This window comes from Luteimonas sp. MC1750, assembly GCF_016615955.1.
In the GTDB taxonomy this organism is placed as follows: Bacteria; Pseudomonadota; Gammaproteobacteria; order Xanthomonadales; family Xanthomonadaceae; genus Luteimonas.
Window position 1 is genome coordinate 1983820 of record NZ_CP067113.1, and the last position, 19540, is coordinate 2003359.

16 protein-coding genes are annotated in these 19540 nt (G+C 71.4%); 11 read left to right on the top strand and 5 right to left on the bottom strand.

Annotated elements, in window-relative coordinates; translation table 11 throughout:
• From JGR68_RS09265 to yeiP, 4 genes are read left to right on the top strand one after another with little or no spacing between them, the layout of a single operon-like run.
• On the top strand, positions 1-900 hold the full coding sequence (locus JGR68_RS09265) for a hydroxymethylglutaryl-CoA lyase (RefSeq protein WP_199361730.1): 900 nt from the start codon (positions 1-3) through the stop codon (positions 898-900).
• The gene (locus tag JGR68_RS09270) at positions 897-3485 is read left to right on the top strand and encodes an EAL domain-containing protein (protein ID WP_234446480.1); all 2589 of its coding nucleotides are present in this window, start codon (positions 897-899) and stop codon (positions 3483-3485) included. Before JGR68_RS09265 ends, JGR68_RS09270 begins: the two co-directional genes overlap by 4 nt.
• Before the next feature lie 33 nt (positions 3486-3518).
• On the top strand, positions 3519-4289 hold the full coding sequence (locus JGR68_RS09275; RefSeq protein ID WP_199361729.1) for an SDR family NAD(P)-dependent oxidoreductase: 771 nt from the start codon (positions 3519-3521) through the stop codon (positions 4287-4289).
• A gap of 9 nt (positions 4290-4298) precedes the next feature.
• Positions 4299-4865, top strand: coding sequence for an elongation factor P-like protein YeiP (yeiP, locus tag JGR68_RS09280; protein WP_199361728.1), 567 nt, complete (start codon positions 4299-4301; stop codon positions 4863-4865).
• Between the two features lie 116 nt (positions 4866-4981).
• Here yeiP and JGR68_RS09285 read toward each other — a convergent pair whose 3' ends face one another.
• Genes JGR68_RS09285 through JGR68_RS09295 form a run of 3 tightly spaced genes read right to left on the bottom strand, consistent with a single transcriptional unit; the run spans position 4982 to position 8578 of the window.
• Positions 4982-6865 carry a DUF4105 domain-containing protein gene (locus tag JGR68_RS09285; RefSeq protein ID WP_199361727.1) on the bottom strand — a complete coding sequence of 628 codons (1884 nt, stop codon included), beginning with the start codon at positions 6863-6865 and terminating at the stop codon, positions 4982-4984.
• A 7-nt stretch (positions 6866-6872) separates the two neighbouring features.
• Entirely contained in the window at positions 6873-7175 is a 303-nt protein-coding gene (locus JGR68_RS09290) for a DUF2388 domain-containing protein (protein WP_199361726.1), read from the bottom strand.
• An 8-nt stretch (positions 7176-7183) separates the two neighbouring features.
• On the bottom strand, positions 7184-8578 hold the full coding sequence (locus tag JGR68_RS09295) for an FAD-binding oxidoreductase (RefSeq protein WP_199361725.1): 1395 nt from the start codon (positions 8576-8578) through the stop codon (positions 7184-7186).
• Between the two features lie 116 nt (positions 8579-8694).
• Between JGR68_RS09295 and serA the strand changes: the two genes are divergently transcribed.
• A complete protein-coding gene (gene serA, locus JGR68_RS09300) occupies positions 8695-9927 on the top strand; it encodes a phosphoglycerate dehydrogenase (RefSeq protein WP_199361724.1) in 1233 nt (410 codons plus the stop codon).
• Between the two features lie 224 nt (positions 9928-10151).
• On the opposite strand, the gene JGR68_RS09305 is transcribed toward serA, so the two are convergent.
• A complete protein-coding gene (locus JGR68_RS09305) occupies positions 10152-10703 on the bottom strand; it encodes an NUDIX hydrolase (protein WP_199361723.1) in 552 nt (183 codons plus the stop codon).
• Positions 10704-10891: 188 nt separating this feature from the next.
• Between JGR68_RS09305 and JGR68_RS09310 the strand changes: the two genes are divergently transcribed.
• The 5 genes from JGR68_RS09310 to mtnC all read left to right on the top strand — a co-directional run bounded on the left by JGR68_RS09310 (position 10892) and on the right by mtnC (position 15779).
• Positions 10892-12382, top strand: coding sequence for an amino acid permease (locus tag JGR68_RS09310; protein WP_199361722.1), 1491 nt, complete (start codon positions 10892-10894; stop codon positions 12380-12382).
• A gap of 28 nt (positions 12383-12410) precedes the next feature.
• Positions 12411-13712 carry an amino acid permease gene (locus JGR68_RS09315; protein WP_199361721.1) on the top strand — a complete coding sequence of 434 codons (1302 nt, stop codon included), beginning with the start codon at positions 12411-12413 and terminating at the stop codon, positions 13710-13712.
• A 163-nt stretch (positions 13713-13875) separates the two neighbouring features.
• Positions 13876-14520, top strand: coding sequence for a methylthioribulose 1-phosphate dehydratase (locus JGR68_RS09320; protein WP_199361720.1), 645 nt, complete (start codon positions 13876-13878; stop codon positions 14518-14520).
• A 12-nt stretch (positions 14521-14532) separates the two neighbouring features.
• Positions 14533-15090, top strand: a complete 558-nt coding sequence (locus JGR68_RS09325) for an acireductone dioxygenase (protein ID WP_199361719.1) — start codon at positions 14533-14535, stop codon at positions 15088-15090.
• Positions 15087-15779, top strand: a complete 693-nt coding sequence (gene mtnC, locus JGR68_RS09330) for an acireductone synthase (protein ID WP_199361718.1) — start codon at positions 15087-15089, stop codon at positions 15777-15779. The genes JGR68_RS09325 and mtnC overlap by 4 nt, the downstream gene beginning before the upstream one ends.
• Positions 15780-15970: 191 nt before the next feature.
• Here mtnC and JGR68_RS09335 read toward each other — a convergent pair whose 3' ends face one another.
• Positions 15971-17575: a calcineurin-like phosphoesterase family protein gene (locus tag JGR68_RS09335; protein WP_199361717.1), complete on the bottom strand. Its 1605-nt coding sequence runs from the start codon at positions 17573-17575 to the stop codon at positions 15971-15973.
• 156 nt (positions 17576-17731) lie between these two features.
• Between JGR68_RS09335 and JGR68_RS09340 the strand changes: the two genes are divergently transcribed.
• Positions 17732-19540 (top strand): diguanylate cyclase, encoded by a 1809-nt coding sequence (locus JGR68_RS09340; RefSeq protein WP_200672688.1) that lies wholly within the window; start codon positions 17732-17734, stop codon positions 19538-19540.

A 19540-nucleotide genomic window follows, 5' to 3' on the forward strand; every position in this document is an offset into this window, starting at 1 on the left:
GTGGCGCGTCCGGCACAGGTGCGCATCGTCGAGGTCGGGCCGCGCGACGGACTGCAGAACGAGTCCGCGCTGGTGGCCACCGCGGACAAGATCGAACTCGTCGACAGGCTGTCGGCCACCGGCCTGCGCACGGTCGAGGCCACGAGCTTCGTGAGCCCCAAGTGGGTGCCGCAGCTGGCCGACGCCGCCGAGGTGTTCTCGGGCATCACCCGCCGGCCCGGCGTGGCCTATCCGGTGCTGGTGCCCAACCTGCAGGGCTACGAACGCGCCCGCGCGGTGGGGGCCGACGAGGTGGCGGTGTTCACCGCGGCGTCCGAAGCCTTCAACCGCCGCAACACCAATGCCGGCATCGACGAGTCGCTGGAGCGCTTCGCACCGGTGCTGGAGCGTGCGCGCGCCGATGGCGTGCGCGTGCGCGGCTATGTCTCGACCGTGCTCGGCTGCCCCTACCAGGGGGAGGTGCCGCTGGCCGACGTGGTGCGCGTGGCGCGCGCGCTGCACGCGATGGGCTGCTACGAGGTCTCGCTCGGGGACACCATCGGCGTCGGCACGCCTGCGAAGGCGCGCGCCATGCTGCGGGCGGTCGCATCGGAGGTGCCGATGGCCGCGCTCGCGATCCATTTTCACGATACCTACGGCCAGGCCCTGGCCAACGTGCTGGCCTGTCTCGAGGACGGCGTGGCCGTGGTCGACGCGGCCGTGTCCGGCACCGGCGGCTGTCCCTACGCGCGCGGCGCCAGCGGCAACCTCGCGACCGAAGACCTGGTCTACATGCTGCACGGGCTCGGCATCGAGACCGGCGTCGAGCTCGACGCCCTGGTCGACACGGGGGCCTGGCTGTCGGGCGTGCTGGGACGCGCCAGCGGCAGCCGGGTGACACGGGCCAGGGTCAGCGCGTGAACGGCCCGCCGCCGGACCGGCTGCTGCAGGTGCCGATCGAAGGCGGCGGCAGCGCGGTGCTGGCGGAACTGGAGGTGGCGGCCGTGGACCCGTCCCTGCCCGCGGCCACGCGCCAGCTCCTCGCGCAGGCGGCCGATGCGCTGCGCGCGGCCAGCGCCGATGTCCGCGACGCGCAGACGCGCTACCACGCGCTGTTCCACGCGGTGCCCGATCCGGTCAGCGTGATCGCCGCCGACGGCACGGTGCTCGACCTCAACCACGCCGGCATGGCCGCCTACCGCCGGCCCCGGCATGAGGTCGTCGGCCAGCCGATCCACGTGCTCAACCCCGACCTGCCCGAGGACCACATGGCACCGGTGCTGGAGGCGCTCGACCGCGGCGAGACCTACGTCATCGAGGTCAGCAACATGCGCGCCGACGGCACCCGTTTTCCCGTGGAGGTGCACTCGGCGGGCTTCGACCGCGACGGCCAGCGCTGCGTGGTGGCGGTCGCGCGCGACCTCAGCCGCCGGCGCGAGGCCGAGGTGCGCTACCACGACCTGCTCGAGCAGATCGACAAGGGCATCGTGATCCAGTCCGCGGACGGCAGCGTGCTGCACGCGAACTCCGCGGCGCTGCGCATGCTCGGCGTGCGCGAGGGCACGCCGGTGCCGCGCGACGGAAGCCTGCCGGCGCAGTGGATGGCGCTGCGCGCCGACGGCAGCGAGCTGCCGCTGGCCGAGTACCCGTCCCTGCGCGCGCTGCATGAGGGGCGCATCGTGCGCAGCACCGTGCTCGGCCTGTTCCACCGCACCCAGCGCCGCCTGCTGTGGCTGTCGGTGACGTCGATTCCGCACTATGCCGCCGGCGGCGACCGCCCCGACCAGGTGCTGTCGATGTTCTCCGACGTCACCGGCCTCAAGCGCGACAGCGCGCTGTTCGACCGCGTGCAGGCGCTGGCCAGCATCGGCGGCTGGGAGTGGGACCGCGCCAGCGGCCAGCTCTACCTGACCCGCGAAGCCGCGCACATCCTGGGCCGGACGCGGCACCTTGGTTCGATGGAGGCGATGCTCGCCTGCCTGCTGACCGGCGACGCCGCGCGCCTGCGCCAGGTGCTGGCGGGGGCGACCGGCGGCACCGGCTTCGACCTCGACCTGCAGGGCCAGCGCGGCGACGGCCAGGCGTTCTGGGTGCGCGTGATCGGCGAGAGCGGCAGCGGCGTGGCCGGCTCGGCCCTGGTCACCGGGACCCTGCAGGACATCACCGTCAGCAAGCACGGCGAGCAGAACCTGCGCGTGCTGGCGCGCAGCGATCCACTGACCGGCCTGCTGAACCGCGACGCCATGCTGGCCGAGATCCGCGAGCGCCTGGCCGACGGGCAGCCGGTGTCGGTGCTCTACATCGACCTCGACCGCTTCAAGCTGATCAACGACGTGCTGGGCCACGCGGCCGGCGACGACCTGCTGACCGCCGCCGCCGAACGGCTGCGCCGCGCCGTGGGCGAGGAAGGTCTGATCGCCCGCTTCGGCGGCGACGAGTTCCTGGTCGTGTGCAGCTGCGGCGACGACCCTGCCCGGCCCGAGCGGCTGGCCGATTCGATCCTCGACGCCTTCGCGATCGGCTTCGGTTTCGACAGCGACGAGTTCGTGGTCACCGCGAGCATCGGCCTGGCGCGCTCGCCGCAGGACGGTGCCGACGCGCAGACGCTGATCCAGCACGCGGACGCGGCGATGTACGAGAGCAAGCGACGTACCCGCAACGGCCGCCTGGCCTACAACCCGGCACTGGCGCAGTCGAAGCGCGACCGGCTGCAGTTCGAGACCCAGCTGCGCCACGCCGCCGACAACCAGGAGTTCCACCTCGTCTACCAGCCGCAGGTCGAGCTCGCCAGCGGGCGCGTGGTCGGCGCCGAGGCGCTGATCCGCTGGCGCAACGAGCGCCTGGGCGAGATGCGTCCCGACCACTTCATCGCGCAGGCCGAGGGCACCGGCGACATCGTGCGCATCGGCCACTGGGTGCTGCACGAAGCCTGCCGCCAGGTCGCCGCGTGGCGCGACGAGGGCCTGGGCATCGTGCGCGTGGCGGTGAACGTGTCGTACCGGCAGCTCCTGGGAAGCGACCTGACGGCGTCGCTGCGCAGCCTGCTCCGCGGCTTCGACCTGCCCGGCAGCGCGCTGGAGCTGGAGTTCACCGAGCGGGTGCTGATCGAGGACGCGCCGGAGACCCTGGGCAACTTCGCCGCGCTGCGCGCGCTGGGCGTGGGCCTGGCGATCGATGATTTCGGCGAGGGCTACAGCGCGCTGAACTACCTGCGCCGGCTGCCGATCCAGGGGCTGAAGCTGAGCCAGCTGTTCGTCTCCGGCGTGCCCGACAACCAGTCCGACGTGGCGGTGTGCCAGGCCGTGGCCGGGATCGCGCGCAGCCTGCGCCTGGCGCTGGTGGCCGAGGGCATCGAGCACGAAGCGCAGCGCCACTTCCTGCTGCAGCTCGGCGTGCCCGTCGGCCAGGGCTTCCTGTTCGCCCCCGGGCTGCTGCCCGACGCGTTTGCCGCCCACGCGCGTTCCCGGCTCGCCGGGGATCCGCGTGCACCGTCGACAGTCCGGTAAAATCCGCGGTTTCCGCCCAACCGGGGAGCCTCCATGCAAGCTGATTCCATCCGCGCCGTCGTCACTGGCGGCGTCTCGGGCCTTGGCCTGGCCGTGGCCACCCGCATCGTCGCCGACGGCGGCCGGGTCGCCCTGTTCGACGTCAATGCCGACAAGGGCGCCGAGGCCGTCGCGACCCTCGGCGAGGGCAACGCGAGCTACTTCGCCACCGATGTCACCGACGAGGCCGTGGTGGCCGCGAACCTCGCCGCCGCGAAGGCGTTCCTCGGCGGACTCAACCTGGTCGTCAACTGCGCGGGCATCCTCGGCGCCGGCCGCGTGCTCGGCCGCGAGGGCTCGATGCCGCTGGCGCGCTTCCAGTCCACGGTGATGGTCAACCTGGTCGGCAGCTTCAACGTCGCCAAGGCCGGCGCCGCGCTGATGCAGCACAACGCCGCGGGCGAGGACGGCGAGCGCGGCCTGATCGTCAACACCGCCTCGGTCGCCGCCTACGAGGGCCAGATCGGCCAGGCCGCGTACTCGGCGTCCAAGGGCGGCGTGGTCGGCATGACGCTGCCGATGGCGCGCGAGCTGGCCCGGTTTGGCATCCGGGTGAACACGATCGCCCCGGGCATCTTCTGGACGCCGATGGTCGACGGCATGCCCGACGACGTGCAGCAGTCGCTGTCGGCCTCGATCCCGTTCCCGTCGCGGCTGGGACGTCCGGAGGAGTTCGCAGACGTGGTCGCCTACATCGCCGGAAACCGCTACATCAACGGCGAAACCATCCGCCTCGACGGCGCCGTGCGCCTGGCCCCCAAGTAAGGAACACCGATGAAGGCTTACGACGTCAAGAAGGGCAACGTGGTCGAGCACAACGGCACCGTCTACCAGGTGCGCGACATCGAGCGCAGTTCGCCGCAGGGCCGCGGTGGCAACGTGCGCTTCCGCTTCACCATGTACAGCGTGCCCGGCGGCAACAAGACCGACGCCTCGTTCGACGGCGACGACGACCTGAAGGAAGTCGAGCTGCTGCGCCGCCAGGCCAGCTATTCGTACAGGGACGGCGAAGCCTTCGTGTTCATGGACGACGAGGACTACACGCCCTACACGCTGGACGCCGACGTGGTCGGCGACGACGCCGGCTACATCAGCGACGGCCTGGGTGGCTGCTTCGTGCAGATCATCGACGACCTGCCGATCGCGGTGCAGCTGCCGCAGACGGTGGCGCTGGAGGTGGTGGAAACCCCGCCGGAGCTCAAGGGCGGCACGGCCACCAAGCGCCCGAAGCCGGCGCGCCTGTCGACCGGCCTCGAGATCCAGGTGCCCGAGTACATCGTCAACGGCGAGCGCGTACTGGTGAACACCACCAGCGGCGAGTTCTCCGGTCGCGCGGACTGACGGGCGCCCGTTCCTGCACCGCGGCGATCCAACCCGCCGCCTCCTGTAGGAGCCGCTATAGCGGCGATCCGATCTGCCGCCCTGCCCGGGGCGGCCGATCGCGGCTGTAGCCGCTCCTACAGGCGCAGGCCGCCTTCGGCTTGGTGCAGCGCGCGCAGGCGGGCGCCGAGGGCGGCGATGTTGGCCTCGGTCTGTTCCAGGGCCGCCCGGTTCCCGGGCGGCAGCCAGTCGCGCGCGGCGGCACGAAGCCGTGCATCCAGCGAACGCAGGCGCGCGGCACGCACCGCGGCTTCGCTGCGCGCCTGCTCGCGCTCGGCCGCCTGCGGCACGCCGTAGCCGGGAAGTGACAACAGCCGTGCGGGGCTGGCGAACGCGCCGCCCTCGCGCAGCGCTTCGGCCAGCAGACCGTCGGCGTCGGAGGCGGCGTCCGCGCCGTCGGCACCTGCCCGCGGCAGCCGCCGCTTCAACAGCTCGCGCGCACGCTGCTGTTCGCGGCGCAGCGCCGCTTCCTCGAGCAGCAGCAGCGCCGCCGAGGCCCGCAGGTCGGCATCCTCCAGCCCGGACGCCCGGGCCGATGGCGGCATGCGCAGCCAGGCCTCGACCCCGTCCGGCCAGGCGCCGCGGTGCGCGCGCGCCACGTCGTACAGCGCCTGGTAGTGCGCGGTCATGGGTTCGAAGCGGTAGCCCAGGCGCAGCGCCTCGCCGGGATCGGTCGGCACCTGCGCGTCGTCGACGAGGCCCGCGCGACGCAGGCGCCGCAGCAGGCCCTTGGGCGTGATGCCGTCCAGCCGCGCCTGCGCCGCGCGCGGGACGCCATCGTGCAGCAGCTTCCAGGTCTCGACCGCGCAGTTGTTGCCGACGAAGCGATAGCGCCCGTCATAGCTCCAGTGCACGCGCGCCGCGCGCTCCAGCAGGCCGGCGATCTCGTCGCCCGACAGCCGCAGCGGGATCGAGGCCAGCGGCCGCAGCTCGACCCGCGTGTATTCGTCGACCACCTGCTGCAGCGGCAACACGAACAGGCGCGAGGGATAGCCTCCGGTCAGGCCGCGCCAGCTCGAGAGTTGCAGGTCGTCGACGAAGGCGCGGAACGACAGCACGCGATGGTGCTCGAGATCGAGGCGGCAGTCGGGCCCGGTCGTTCGTCCCGGCGCGCAGACGACCAGCCTCAGCATGGCGTGGCCCCAGCGGCTCGCCATCGCCTCGCCGTCGCCCGCGAGCAGGTAGTCCACGGCGAACACCTGCGCGGGGTCGAGCTCGAGCAGGGGCTGGGCCGCCGCGTCGGCCAGTGCGCCGGCGTCGACCCACGGCAGCGCGGGCGCACACGCGCTCTCGGCCGGCGCCCAGCCGAAGTGCTCCGCGAACCACGCATGCAGCAGTGGCCGGCGGCAGGCATAGGCGGGATCGAGGATGAAGTGCTCGAGGTTCACCGCGACGAATTCGGCCGGCGAATGCAGCTCGTAGCGGTCCGGACTGCGCGCGGTGAATGCGTTGTGCGGCGCGCGGCCCGGCCACAGCGGCCGCACCTGCCATCCCGCGAGATCGAGCAGCCGCGGCTCGCGCGACAGGCCGTGTTCGCGGTCCCAGGCATGCGCGAGCTCGTGCACCAGCGCCGACGTCGCCGGCCCCTGGGCTGCTGCGCCGCTGGCGGAGTCGGTGTCGGCGTGGACGTCGGGCTTGGCGGCGTCGGCGGCGGCGGCGTAGCTCCCGACCCAGTCGCCAGGTTCCGGCTCAAGCAACCCGCGCGACAGGCCGATCCGGCGGCCGCGCAGGCGGCCGTGCACCCCTTCGGGCAGGTCGTCACGCCACGACAGGGTCAGCGAACGCGCCTGGTCGCGCCACCGCGGCGGCAGGCGGCCGAGGACGTCGTCCACCAGCGCGCGCGTGCGCTCCTGCTCCCGCGGCGTGGCGTCCGCGGCCGCCTCGACGCGCAGCGCAGCCTGCGCGCCGGACGTCCATCCCAGGGCCAGCGCTGTCGCCAGCGCCAGCGCCGGGCGGATCACGTCCAGCTCAGCGCGCCAGGATCGCCCGCGCCAGCTCGAGGTCGCTCGCCGCGCGCGCGTCCGCCGAGTCTTCGCGCAGGGCGCGCAGGGCCGCTTCCAGCCGTGCGCCACGGATGCGCCCGTCGCTGGCGACGAAGCCGGCCGCGTCCTCGCGCGCCTGCAGCACCACCTTGTCATTGCCCGACGTCGAGCCCGAGCTGGCCCCGCTGGATGCCGAGCCCGCGCCCGCGCTGGTGCCGGCGAAGCTGGACGCGTGGAGGGGCGTGGCGATGGCCAGCGCGAGCGCGCAGGCGGAGACGATGCGGATCATGGGGGTGCCTACCGGGACGGGGGATCGAAGAGCTTTCCGGGATTGAGGATACCCGCCGGATCCAGCGCCGCGCGCACCGCGCGCATGACCGCGATCTCGGCCGCGCTCCGCGTACAGCCGAGGTATGGCTTCTTGACCAGACCGATCCCGTGCTCGGCGGAGATGGTGCCGGCATGGCGTTCCACCAGCCCGGCCAGGTGCGCCGTCACCGCGCCGCAGCGCTCGACGAAGGCGTCCTGCTCCAGCGCGGCCGGCTTCAGCACGTTGATGTGCAGGTTGCCGTCACCGATGTGCCCGAACCACGCCACCTCGAACCCGGGGTAGTGCGCCGACAGCAGCGCCTGCGCCTCGGCGATGAACGCCGGCATCGCCGACACGCGCACGGCGACGTCGTTCTTGTACGGCAGGTGTGGCGCCAGCGCCTCGGTGATGCCCTCGCGCAGGCGCCACAGCTGCAGCGCCTGGGCCTGCGACTGCGCGACCACGCCGTCCTCGACCCAGCCCTGCTCCGCGCAATGGGCGAACGCATCGAGGAGATGCGGGTCGTCCGGTCCAACGGCCGCGGCGTCCACCACCACGTAGTACGGATGGCCGGTGTCGAACGGCGCCTGCGCGCCATGCGCGAGCACGTGGCGCAGCGCCACGTCGGTGAAGAACTCGAACGCTTCCAGCGACAGCCGCTCGCGCAGCGCCTGGAAGACCTGCATCAGCACGTCGAACGAGGGCAGCGCCAGCAGCAGGGTCGCCACCGGCGGCGGCGGCGGCGCCAGCCGCAACGTCGCCTCCACCACCACGCCCAGCGTGCCTTCCGAGGCGATGGCGAGGTGGCGCAGGTCGTAGCCGCTGGAGTTCTTGACCAGGCCGCGGTTGAGGTCGAGCAGCTCGCCCGCCGCGGTCACCAGCTTCAGCCCCGCCACCCATTCACGGGTATTGCCGTAGCGGAGCACGCGGATGCCGCCGGCATTGGTCGCGATGTTGCCGCCGATGGTGCAGGAACCGCGCGCGGCGAAATCCACCGGGTACTGCAGGCCGTGGGCGCGCGCCGCCTCCTGCACCGCTTCCAGCGGCGTGCCGGCCTCGACGGTCAGGCTGCGGTCGACCGGATCGAAGGCCAGCACCCGGCGCATGCGCTCCAGGCTCAGCACCAGCTCGCCGTTCGCCGCCACCGCGCCGCCCGAGAGGCCGGTGCGTCCGCCGGACGGCACCACCGGCACGCCTTCGTCGCTGGCCCAGCGCAGCACGGCCTGCACCTCCCGGGTGTCGCCGGGCAGGGCCACCGCGAGCGGCGCCGGCGTCCAGCGCCGGGTCCAGTCGCGGCCGTAGTGCAGCAGCTCGTCGGGTTCCGTGGCCAGGCGCAGGCCGGGGAGCGCGCTGCGCAGGGAATCGAGTCTGGGGTCGTGCATGGCCGGGTGCCTGTGCGGAACGGCCAGCCTGCCAGCGGCGCGCCCCAGCGTCCACCGCTGCAGTGCAACACCGCGGCGCCGCTGGCACACTGCAGGCCTCCCCCAGGGCGCCGACGATGAAGACCTCCTACCCGCGCAAGGACATCCACGTGCTGCTGCTGGAGGGCGTGAGCGAGAGCGCCGTGGAGGTCTTCCGCAGCGCCGGCTACTCGAGCATCGAGACCCACGCGGGCTCGCTCACCGGCGACGCCCTGCGCGAGCGCGTGGGCGAGGCGCATATCCTCGGCATCCGCTCGCGCACCCAGCTCACCGCGGACGTGCTGGCCGACGCGCGGCGGCTGATGGCCGTGGGCTGCTTCTGCATCGGCACCAACCAGGTGGACCTCGGCGCCGCCGCGCGCGTTGGTGTTCCGGTGTTCAACGCGCCCTACTCGAACACCCGCAGCGTGGCCGAGCTGGTGATCGCCGAGATCATCATGCTGATGCGCGGCGTCCCCGCGCGCCACGCCGCCTGCCTGCGTGGCGGCTGGCTGAAGTCGGCGGCCGGCAGCCGCGAGGTCCGCGGCAAGACCCTGGGCATCGTCGGCTACGGCCACATCGGCACCCAGGTCGGCCTGCTGGCCGAAGGTCTCGGCATGCGCGTGCTGTTCCACGACGTCGAGGCGAAGCTGGCACTGGGCAATGCGCGCGCCGCGGCCGGCCTGGACGATCTGCTTGCGCGCGCCGACGTGGTCACCCTGCACGTGCCCGAGACCCCGGCGACGCGGATGATGGTCGACGCGGCCGCGCTGGCGGCGATGCGGCCCGGCGCACACCTGGTCAACGCCTCGCGCGGCACGGTCGTCGACATCGACGCGCTGGCCGCGGCGCTGGACAGCGGGCACATCGGCGGCGCCGCGATCGACGTGTTCCCGGTCGAGCCCAAGGGCAACGACGAGGCCTTCGACTCGCCGCTCACGCGCTTCGACAACGTGATCCTGACCCCGCACGTGGGCGGCAGCACGCTCGAGGCGCAGGACAATATCGGCACCGAGGTCGCCTCGAAGCTGGTGCGCTACAGCGACAACGGCAGCACGCTGTCGGCGGTCAACTTCCCCGAGGTCACCCTGCCCGGGCACGAGGGCAGCCAGCGCATCCTGCACATCCACCGCAACGTGCCCGGCGTCCTGTCGCGGGTGAACGAGGTGTTCTCGCAGGCGGGGCTCAACATCGACGGCCAGTACCTGCGCACCGATGCCGAGGTCGGCTACGTGGTGATCGACGTCGGCGCGACGCCGGAACAGGCCGCGGCCTTGCGCGCGCAGCTGGCCGAGGTGCCCGGAACGCTGCGCGCACGCGTCCTCTACTAGCCTCGGTGGGATGCGGGAAAACTCTTTTGCCACGGATTGACGCGGATGAGCGCGGATTGACGCGGATCAAGCGGAAAGAAGGAAGAGGACCGCGGGCGCCGTCCACCACGCAGGGGCCACCGCCCGCTCCGCTCTTCGCTCCATCAAACAAACCCGCTTTTGCCCTATCCGCGTAAATCCGCGCTCATCCGCCTCAATCCGCGGCAAAGCTTCTCGCTCTTCCCTCAGCCGCCGGCCACCCACTTGAGGGCCATGCGGCGCAGGGAGGGGTCCATGGACTCGTCGGCGGCCACGGCATCGACGGCGATCCAGGCGAGATCGTTCGACTCTTCGCCGACCACATACGCCTCGTCGGCGCCCGCGCGCACCACGTAGCGCACGTCGTGGTGCCAGTGGCCGGGCACGCCCTTGCGCTCCGGGATCCAGTGGCGGTCGAGGTCGAAGATCCCGCCCTCCACGCGCAGGCCCGGCAGGCCGCTCTCCTCGCTGGCCTCGGTCAGCGCCACGCGCGCCAGGTCGGTGTCGCCATCGGCGTGTCCGCCGGGCTGCAGCCAGCGTCCGAGCTTGCGGTGATGGGTGAGCAGCGTGCGCCGTCCGTCGGCGCTGACCAGCAGGGCGGAGGCGGTGAAGTGCCCCTCGAGCCGCTCGCGCAGGAAGGCATGCACGCCCTCGCGCAGCAGCACGATGAACCGGGCGGCGTCCTCGGCTTCGCCCGGCCACGCGGCGGCATGGGCGGTGAATGCGGACTCGAGCGCGGTGATCGGATCGGGAGGCATGCTGGATCGCCGCGGGCGGCACTGGGACGGGGCGCCATTATCACCGCGCAGCGCGCTGCACTGCGGCTTGTGCATGCGCAACCGCTTTGGCAAGGTACGGCGGCCGTGGCGCGCGATGCGCCACCCATCGCGGCATGGCCATGGGAAGGCCCGCCGCGGGACCTGACCAACGAGGGGAGAAGCTGCGGATGCTGAAAGCGCTGATGAGGGTCAAGCCGGTCGAACCGGCTCCGCACGTCGATGCCGGCGAGCCCGTCGAGGGCAGCCTGCAGGGCGAAGCCACCCTCAAGCGCACCCTGACCGCGCGGCACCTGGTGCTGCTGGGCGTGGGTGCGGTGATCGGCGCCGGCATCTTCGTGCTGACCGGCCAGGCCGCCGCCAACCACGCCGGCCCGGCGATCATGCTCAGCTTCGTCCTCGCCGGCCTGGCCTGCGCGTTCGCGGGCCTCTGCTACGCCGAGTTCGCGGCGATGATGCCGGTCTCCGGCAGCGCGTATTCCTACTCCTACGCCACGCTGGGCGAATACGTCGCCTGGTTCATCGGCTGGTGCCTGGTGCTGGAGTACCTGTTCGCCTCGAGTACGGTCGCGGTTGGCTGGTCGGGCTATCTGGTGAGCTTCCTCACCACCACGCTCGGACTCCCCTTCCCCGCCGAGCTGGCCTCGGCGCCCATCACCTGGGACGGCTCGGGCTTCGTGCGCACCGCGGGCGTCATCAACCTGCCGGCGGTGGCGATCGTCGCCGCGGTCAGCGGGCTCTGCTACGTCGGTATCACCCAGTCGGCGTACGTGAACGCGATCGTCGTCGCGATCAAGATCACCGTGATCGCGGCCTTCCTCGGCTTTGGCATCCAGTACATCGATCCGGCCAACTTCACCCCGTTCATTCCGGCCAACGAAGGCCCTGGCCGCTTCGGCATGGACGGCGTGTTCCGCGCCGCGACCATCGTGTTCTTCGCCTACATCGGCTTCGACGCGGTCTCGACCGCCGCCGGCGAGGCGAAGAACCCGCAGCGCGACATGCCGATCGGCATCCTCGGCTCGCTGGTCCTCTGCACCCTGGTCTACATCGCGGTCTGCGCGGTGCTGATCGGCATGGCGCCGTATCGCGAACTCGACACCGCCAAGCCGGTGGCCACCGCGCTCGAGCTGGCCATGCGGGCCAATCCCGGCGCCAATCTCGGCTGGCTGAAGACCGCGGTGGAGATCGGCGCGATCGCCGGCCTGTCGTCGGTGATCCTGGTGATGCTGATGGCCCAGCCGCGCATCTTCTATTCGATGTCGCGCGACGGCCTGATGCCGAAGATGTTCGGCAAGGTGCACCCCAGGCACCACACGCCCTACGTCGGCACCATCGTGGTGGGCGTCGTGGCCTGCCTGCTGGCCGGCTTCATGCCGCTGAGCGTGCTCGGCGAACTGGTTTCGATGGGCACCCTGATCGCATTCGCGACGGTCTGCCTGGGCGTGTTCGTGCTCCGCTATACCCGACCCGACCTCACGCGGCCGTTCCGCGTGCCGATGTTCTGGCTGATCTGCCCGCTGGGCGTGATCGCCTGCCTGTTCCTGTTCTTCCAGTCGTTCATGGAGCACTGGCTGATCTTCGTGCTGTGGACCCTGCTCGGACAGGCGATCTACTTCGGCTACGGCTACCGCAACAGCAAGCTCAACCAGGCGCGCTGACCGCGCGTTTCGGGGAATCCCAACAACGATGTCCACGACCACCGCCGTGAAGAAGATCGGCCCGGTGCTGGCGACCTTCATGGTCGCCAACAACATGATCGGCTCCGGCTTCTTCCTGCTGCCGGCCACCCTGGCCAAGTCCGGCACGGTCACCGCGCTGTCGTGGCTGATCGGCACCCTGCTGGCGGTGGCACTGGGCGCGGCCTTCGCGCGCATCGCACGCCAGCATCCGGACCTCACCTCGCCGGACGACTATGTGCGTCCGTCGCTGGGCCGCGACATGGGCTTCCTGGCGTCGACGCTGTACTGGCTGTCGTCGTGGATCGGCAACAACGCCATCGCGGTGGCGGCCTTCGGCTACCTGATCATCCTGCTGCCGATCGAGGACTCGCTCGGCGTGCGGCTCACCGGCCAGGTGCTGCTGATCTGGGCAATGTTCGGCCTCAACCTGCTGGGGCCGCGCAGCATCGCGCGCTTCCAGTCGTTCTGCGTGGTCTTCGGCCTGCTGCCGGTGGCGGCGATCCTGGTCGCGGGCTGGACCCACTTCAATCCCGAGCTGTTCAGCGCCGGCTGGAACGTCAGCGGCCAGTCCGATCCGATGGTCGCCTTCGGCTCGCTGGCGGTGGTGTTCTGGGCCTTCATCGGCCTGGAGACCGGGGCCATGGTCGCCGGCGTGGTGCGCGATCCGGACCGCAACGTGCCGATCGCCACGCTCGGCGGCATCGTCCTGGCCGGCGTGGTCTACCTCACGTCGTCGGTGCTGATGATGGGCATCGTGCCGGTGCAGGAACTTGCGGGCTCCAGCGCGCCGTTCGCCCTGGTGGCAGGGCGGATGTTCGGCGAGTGGGCGATTCCGGTGATCGCCGCGGCCGCCGCGCTGAAGGCCACCGGCACGCTCGGCGGCTGGATGCTGGTCACCGGCGAATCCGGCGCGCGCGCCGCGCAGCGCGGCTTCCTGCCCGCCGTGTTCGGACGCGTGCGGCGCAACGGCGCCGCCTCGACCGGCCTGCTGCTGGTGGTGCTGGCGATGACGCTGATCGCCCTGACCACGCTGTCGGATTCGGTCTCCTCGCAGTTCGAGGCGATCATCAACATGGCCGTGACCCTGGTGGTGATGGCCTACGTCGCCGCCGGCCTCAGCCTGCTGCTGGGCAGCCCCGCGCGGCCGGCGACCACCTCCGACCGCCTGCTCGGCATGGGTGCCCTGGTCGCCTGCGGCCTGCTCGTCTGGTCGACCCCGATCGACACCCTGATCGGCGCCGTCGTCATCGCCCTGCTCGCACTCGCCGCCTACCGCGGCTTCGGCCGGCGGCACGTCCCAGCGCCCTGAGCGGGCTTTCAAACGCTTTTTTTGCCACGGATTACGCGGATAAGAGCAGATAGTGGATGGCGGCGCGCTCGCCCCGGCCAATCTGCTTTGATCCGCGTAATCCGTGGCAAAAAAGCGCTTGCTGCCCCGTACCCGCGATCGGCTGAGGGGCTAGACTTGCGGCATGAACGAGACACTGCCCTACGACGTCCACCGGCTGCGCGAGCTGGCCGGTGAGATCATCGTCAACGTGCGCGAGCTGGCGGCCCTCGGGTGGACGCCGGCGACGAGCAGCAATTTTTCGCACCGGCTGGATGGCGCCCACGCGGCGATCACCGTCTCGGGTCGCGACAAGGGCAAGCTGCGCGAGGACGACATCATGGTCGTCGACATGGACGGTCGCGCCGTCGGCAGTGACCACCGGCCTTCGGCCGAGACGCTGCTGCATACCCGGCTCTATGCGCGCTTCGCCGACGTCGGCTGCGTGCTGCACACCCATTCGCGCGCGCAGACGATCGCTTCGCGGCTGTTCGCCGGCTCCGGGCACGTGCGCCTGGAAGGATACGAACTGCTGAAGGCCTTCCGCGGCAATGCGACGCACGAGGCCGCGATCGACGTGCCGGTGCTGCCCAACTCGCAGGACATGCCCACGCTCGCCGCGCAGGTCGATGCCCTGCTCGACCAGCGCCCGATGTGGGGCTACCTGATCGACGGCCACGGCCTGTACGCCTGGGGCCGCGACATGGCCGAGGCGCGCCGGCACCTGGACGCATTCGAATTCCTGCTCGACTGCGAGCTGGAGCTGCGCCGGCTCACCGCCGGCCACTGACTGGAGACCGCCATGAGCCGCCTGCGCATCTTTGCCGACGACGCCCCCGGCGCACCGCTCTTCGACACCCGCGACGGCGACGCGATCGCGCGCGAGCTCGCGTCGATCGGGGTCACCTTCGAGCGCTGGCAGGCCAGCCAACCGGTCTCCGCCGGTGCCTCGCAGGACGAGGTGCTCGCCGCCTACGCCGACGACATCGCGCGCATCAGCGCCGAGCGCGGCTTCACCACCGTCGACGTGGTGAGCATCGCGCCCGACAACCCGAAGCGCGAGGACATGCGCCGGACCTTCCTCGACGAGCACTTCCACAAGGAAGACGAGGTCCGCTTCTTCGTCGCCGGCTCCGGCCTGTTCACCCTGCACGTGGCCGACCGCGTCTACGAGATCGAGTGCGTCAAGGGCGACCTGATCGCCGTGCCCGACGGCACCACGCACTGGTTCGACATGGGCCCCGAGCCCGAATTCGTCGCGATCCGGTTCTTCCAGCAGCCCGACGGCTGGGTGGGCCACTTCACCGGCACCGACATCGCCCAGCGCTTCCCGCGCTACGAGAAGCCGTCGCGTCCATGAAGACCACCATCCTGACCGACATCGAGGGCACGGCGGGCAGCATCTCGTTCGTGCGCGACGTGCTGTTTCCGTATGCGCGGCGCGAGCTGCCCCGATTCGTGCGCGAGCGCGGCCAGGAGCCGGAGGTCCGGCGGTGGCTGGACCAGGTGGCGACCGAGCACGGGGCGGTGTGCGATGACGCGGTGATCGTGGAGGTGCTGCAGGGCTGGATCGACGAGGACCGCAAGCACACGGCGCTCAAGGCCCTGCAGGGCCTGATCTGGACCGATGGCTACCGCCGCGCCGACTTCACCGCGCACGTCTATCCCGATGCGGTCGACGGCCTGCGCCGCTGGCACGCGGCGGGGCACCCGCTCGCGGTCTACTCGTCGGGATCGGTGCCGGCGCAAAAGATGTTCTTCGGGCATTCCGATGCCGGCGACATGCTGCCGCTGTTCGACGCGTTCTTCGACACCGAGGTCGGCGGCAAGCGCGAGGCTGCCAGCTATGCGCGAATCGCCACGGAGCTCGGCGTGGCACCCGAGGCGATCGTGTTCCTGTCCGACGTGGTCGCCGAACTCGACGCCGCGCGCGAAGCCGGACTGCGCACGGTGCTGGTCGACCGTCTCGAGGACTATCCCGAGCCGCGCGGCGGTGACGCCTGCAACGGACACGCGCGGGTGGAAAGCTTCGACGCCGTAAACCCCTGACGCCGCCGGTCTGCTTCCGGTCTGCTTCCGGTCTGCTTCCGGTCCTCTGCCGGTCCTCTGCCGATCCACTGTAGGAGCGGCTATAGCCGCGATCCACGGTGCGATGGCCTGACCCGGCAAGGGCGATCGCGGCTGTAGCCGCTCCTACAGGTCGCGATCCGACGCTGCGGACATCGCGGCTGTAGCCGCTCCTACAGGGGGCGGGGCGCGGTCGCGGGGGGCGGGACGGGTGTCGGGCGTTCTTCGAGGCGGTAGCGGGTCGCGGCCCGCTGCTCGCCGTGCCAGCGGTCGAAGGCGCGCACCTCGATGTCGTGGTCACCGGCGGCCAGGTCGGTCGGCAGCGCGCCGCGCCACAGGTGGGTCGAGGGTTCGGCTTCGGGCGAGCGGTCATGGCCGCGCAGGGTTGCGGCGGCATCGTCGCGCGCGTTCTCGGCCATGAGCCAGGGGTCGGGACGCTCGACCCGCTGCATGGCCGTCCACTCGCCGCCGTCCACGCGGTACTCGACGCGCGTGTCGGCCTCGCCCATGTAGACGTTGGCGTACACCGCCCACGCCCGATACGCGCCGCGCCGCAGCGCGCGGGGTGCGTGCAGGTGCATGGCCGCGGTGCGCGCGGGGTCGTCGGCCGGCAGCCGCGCCGGATGCCAGGAGAGGCGATAGCGCCCGTCGGCCGCGATGTCGAGCAGCGCATGCCCGTTCGGCGTGCCATCGGCCATCGTCGCGTCGGGGATGCCTTCGGCGTCCGGTGCACCCGACCAGAAGGCCCCGCTGGCGGCACCAACGTTGAACTCGTGCAGCGGCTCCGCGCCATGCCAACCCTCCGCGGGTCCGTGGCGGTGGTGGCGCTGGGTATGCCGGTGGCCGCTGAGCACCAGCAGCTTCGGAACGTCCTGCAGTAGTGCGAAGAGCCGCTCGCGGTCAGCGGTGCGGAACGTGGCGGGCCGACCGGGCGCAGCGGTATCGAACAGCGGGATGTGCACGCCCAGCACCAGCAGGCGGTCCCTGGGCACGCTGGGCAGCCAGGCCTCGAGGAAGGCGAACTGGTCCTCGCGCAGGCCGCCGACATAAGAGGGCCGTCCACCGGGCTGCAGCACCACGTCGTCGAGCATGAGGAAGCTCGCGGCATCCTCATGCCACGCGAAGCTGTCGGGCCCGTAGCTGGCGTGGAAGGCGGCGAGCGAGGCATCGTCGGCGTCCGCGCCCGGGTCGAAGTCGTGGTTGCCGGGCACGTGCAGCCAGGGCACGCGCAGCCGCGTGGTCGCCGCGTTGACCTGCGGATACAGCGCGACCACGTCGTCGACGATGTCGCCCAGGCTGATGCCGAGGTCGGCACGGCGGTCCGCGGCCGCCAGCGGCGCGACGATGTCGCGCGCGTAATGGTCGACATCGACCAGCGATTTCACCTGCGGGTCGGCGAACACCAGCACCGACAGCGCGCGGTCTCCCCGCCGGTCCGGCTGCTGCAGGGCGAAGTCGCCGCGGTGCACATGGCCAGGACCACGCGGCGCGTGCCAGGCCGCGGGCAGGCCGTCATCGCGCGCCGGCAGTCGCCAGCCGGCGGGCTTCACCACGAACACCGGGACAGCGTCGCGTGCGTCGAGACGGTAGCGGCCATCGGCGTCACTCAGCGCGAGCGTCCTCCCGTCCGACACCGCCACCCCTGCGATGCCCGGCTCGTCGGGGTCCGCCAGGCCATTGCCATCGAGGTCGTGGAAGACGCGCCCCTCCCAGCGCACCGCATCGGCAACGCCGGACGCCGCCAGCAGGCAGATCAATGACAGGAGGCGCAGGGACATGGACATCGTGGCTCCGTGGCCGGACGGATGGCCCGTTATCGTGCCCGATCGCGTTTAGACATGGGTTGCCGGCAGGCATATGATCGGGCCGGGCTGTGGCCGGCAGATGTCATGGGCGCGTCTGGAGGGGTCAGGATGATCGGCGCGAGGCCCTGGATGGCCTGGCTCACGGCCTTCGCCGTCGCGCTTCTGGCGCTCGGTGGATCGGCCGTGGCCGGCACGATCGAGCTGGCACCCGGCACCGGCGAGCTGGCGCTCTCGCCGCACGTCGACTACCGACACGACACCACGGGACGCGACACCGTGCAGGACGCCTGGGCGCTCGTCGGCACCGATGCCTTCGCGCCGCTTCCCGGCGGCAACCCGGCCTTCGGCTTCCAGGACGGCGCCTTCTGGGTCCACGCGCGGATCATCAACCGGGACCCGGCCGAGGTGCGCTGGCTGCTGGTCCAGACCTATCCCCTCAGCGACCACCTCGACCTCTACCTGCGCTATCCCGACGGCCGCATCGTCCACCAGACCGGGGGCGACGCCCTGCCCTTCGGCGAACGCGTGATCCGCTACCGCCACCCCAACTTCCTGCTCGACCTGCCCGTGGGCCAGCCGGTCGACATCCTGTTCCGGGTCCAGAGCCAGAGTTCGATGCAGGTGCCGCTGGTGCTGTACACGCCGGCCGCGTTCACCGAGCTCTCGCGCGACGCCCAGTTCTCGATCGGCCTGTACTACGGGATCCTGGTGGCGCTGTTCTTCTACAACCTGGTGCTGTGGCTGGTGCTGCGCGACGCCAGCTATTTCTGGTACCTGTTCCACATCAGCGCCTTCGGCCTGGTGCTGTTCTGCCTCAACGGCCTCGGCTTCGAATACCTCTGGCCCGACAACACCTGGCTGGCCGACAAGTCGGTGCCGCTGTCGATCAGCCTGGCGCTGATCGGCATGCACCAGTTCGCGCGCATCTTCCTCGGCCTCGGCGAACGCTGGCCGGCCGGCAACCGGGTCAGCATCGTCGCCATCGCGACCTTCGCCTGCTTCGGCATCGCCGCGCTGGTGGTGCCCTACCGGCTGATCACCCCGGCGGTCTCGCTGGCGGTGCTGGCGAGCATTCTCTGGATCACCGTGGTCGGCGTGGTCGCGCTGGGACGCGGCTATGCGCCGGCCAGGCTGTTCCTGCTGTCCTGGGCGATGTTCCTCGCGGGCACCGCGGTCTACACCCTGGTGGCCTTCGGGGTGTTCCCGAAGACCTTCTTCACCGAGTACGGGGTCCAGCTCGGCTCGGCGCTGGAGATGCTGTTCCTGTCGATCGCACTCAGCTACCGCTACGCCTCGCTGCGCAGCGAGAACGAACGCATCGTGAGCGACGCCAACGTGCAGCTCGAACGCAAGGTCGCGCAGCGCACCCGCGAGCTGCGCAACACGCTCGACCAGCTCGAGGAAACCGCGGCGCGGCTGCGCGAGTCGGGCCGACGCGACGGGCTGACCGGCCTGTACAACCGCTCGCACTTCCACGACGCGTTCGAACGCCTGCTCGTGGAGTGCAACCGCGAGCGCCAGTCGCTCTCGCTGCTGATGGTCGACCTCGACTACTTCAAGTCGATCAACGACGAGCACGGCCACATGGTGGGCGACGACGTGCTGCGTGCCGCGGCCCAGCGCATCGGCGATGCCCTCGAGCCGCACGAGGCGCTGCTGGCACGCTTCGGCGGCGAGGAATTCGTCGTCGTCCTGCCGCGCACCGACCTGCGCGGCGCGGTGGCCGTCGCCGAGGGCGTGCGCCGGGCGATCGCCTCCCGGCCCTGCATCTCGCAGCACGGCCCTCCGGTGCGGGTGTCCGCCAGCGTCGGCGTCCACACCGTGGTGCCGGGCACCGTCGACGACATCGAGGACGCGCTGCAGGTCGCCGACCAGGCGCTGTACGCGGCCAAGGCCCACGGACGCGACTGCGTCCGCACCTCGATCTCGGCGGCCTGA

Excerpts from the sequence above, each read along its gene's own strand:
- JGR68_RS09275 (WP_199361729.1), top strand. The coding sequence starts at position 3,519 with ATGCAAGCTGATTCCATCCGCGCCGTCGTCACTGGCGGCGTCTCGGGC.
- yeiP (WP_199361728.1), top strand. The coding sequence starts at position 4,299 with ATGAAGGCTTACGACGTCAAGAAGGGCAACGTGGTCGAGCACAACGGC.
- JGR68_RS09290 (WP_199361726.1), bottom strand. The coding sequence starts at position 7,175 with ATGATCCGCATCGTCTCCGCCTGCGCGCTCGCGCTGGCCATCGCCACG.
- JGR68_RS09295 (WP_199361725.1), bottom strand. The coding sequence starts at position 8,578 with ATGCACGACCCCAGACTCGATTCCCTGCGCAGCGCGCTCCCCGGCCTG.
- serA (WP_199361724.1), top strand. The coding sequence starts at position 8,695 with ATGAAGACCTCCTACCCGCGCAAGGACATCCACGTGCTGCTGCTGGAG.
- JGR68_RS09305 (WP_199361723.1), bottom strand. The coding sequence starts at position 10,703 with ATGCCTCCCGATCCGATCACCGCGCTCGAGTCCGCATTCACCGCCCAT.
- JGR68_RS09310 (WP_199361722.1), top strand. The coding sequence starts at position 10,892 with ATGCTGAAAGCGCTGATGAGGGTCAAGCCGGTCGAACCGGCTCCGCAC.
- JGR68_RS09315 (WP_199361721.1), top strand. The coding sequence starts at position 12,411 with ATGTCCACGACCACCGCCGTGAAGAAGATCGGCCCGGTGCTGGCGACC.
- JGR68_RS09320 (WP_199361720.1), top strand. The coding sequence starts at position 13,876 with ATGAACGAGACACTGCCCTACGACGTCCACCGGCTGCGCGAGCTGGCC.
- JGR68_RS09325 (WP_199361719.1), top strand. The coding sequence starts at position 14,533 with ATGAGCCGCCTGCGCATCTTTGCCGACGACGCCCCCGGCGCACCGCTC.
- mtnC (WP_199361718.1), top strand. The coding sequence starts at position 15,087 with ATGAAGACCACCATCCTGACCGACATCGAGGGCACGGCGGGCAGCATC.
- JGR68_RS09335 (WP_199361717.1), bottom strand. The coding sequence starts at position 17,575 with ATGTCCCTGCGCCTCCTGTCATTGATCTGCCTGCTGGCGGCGTCCGGC.
- JGR68_RS09340 (WP_200672688.1), top strand. The coding sequence starts at position 17,732 with ATGGCCTGGCTCACGGCCTTCGCCGTCGCGCTTCTGGCGCTCGGTGGA.